Raw genomic sequence first — 589 nt, forward strand, 5'->3', positions numbered from 1 at the left:
CATCTAAGCGGGAAGCCCCCTTCAAGATGAGACTTCCCTGGACCCTGAGGTCCCATAAGAGACGTTGAAGACTACGACGTTGATAGGCTGGGTGTGTAAGCGTTGTGAGGCGTTGAGCTAACCAGTACTAATGACTCGAGAGGCTTGACCATATAACGCCAAAGCGATTTTACTGACAACGTTCCAGACGTTGTTCAGCATACACTCCATCCGTGGAGATAAGCCATACACATGGCGAGAGTGGGCAGCAAGAAGTAAAAAACAGCTTAAGTTAAAACGGATTCCAGAAGGCCGTCGGAAACGACGAACTTCAAACCAGTTTTGCCTGGTGACCATAGAGTGTTGGAACCACCCGATCCCATCCCGAACTCGGAAGTGAAACGATACATCGCCGATGGTAGTGTGGGGTTTCCCCATGTGAGAGTAGGTCATCGCCAGGCACTAAATATAAAAWGCCCGAYWCATTCCAGCRTTTKTGTTTCAAAGCATTGAACAGTAAGACTTTGAACAAGCAGAATTTGCCTGATAGCCACAGAGTGTTAGAACCACCCGATCCCATCCCGAACTCGGAAGTGAAATGACACATCGC

3 rRNA genes are annotated in these 589 nt (G+C 48.6%); all 3 read left to right on the forward strand.

From position 1 onward, the window contains the following. Positions 1–152, forward strand: a 23S ribosomal RNA gene (locus tag WG89_RS28910); the annotation flags it as partial. 172 nt (positions 153–324) lie between these two features. Beyond that, a 5S ribosomal RNA gene (rrf, locus tag WG89_RS28915) occupies positions 325–440 on the forward strand. A gap of 81 nt (positions 441–521) precedes the next feature. Then, positions 522–589 (forward strand): 5S ribosomal RNA (gene rrf, locus WG89_RS28920); the annotation flags it as partial.

This window comes from Endozoicomonas arenosclerae, from assembly GCF_001562015.1.
In the GTDB taxonomy this organism is placed as follows: domain Bacteria; phylum Pseudomonadota; class Gammaproteobacteria; order Pseudomonadales; family Endozoicomonadaceae; genus Endozoicomonas_A; species Endozoicomonas_A arenosclerae.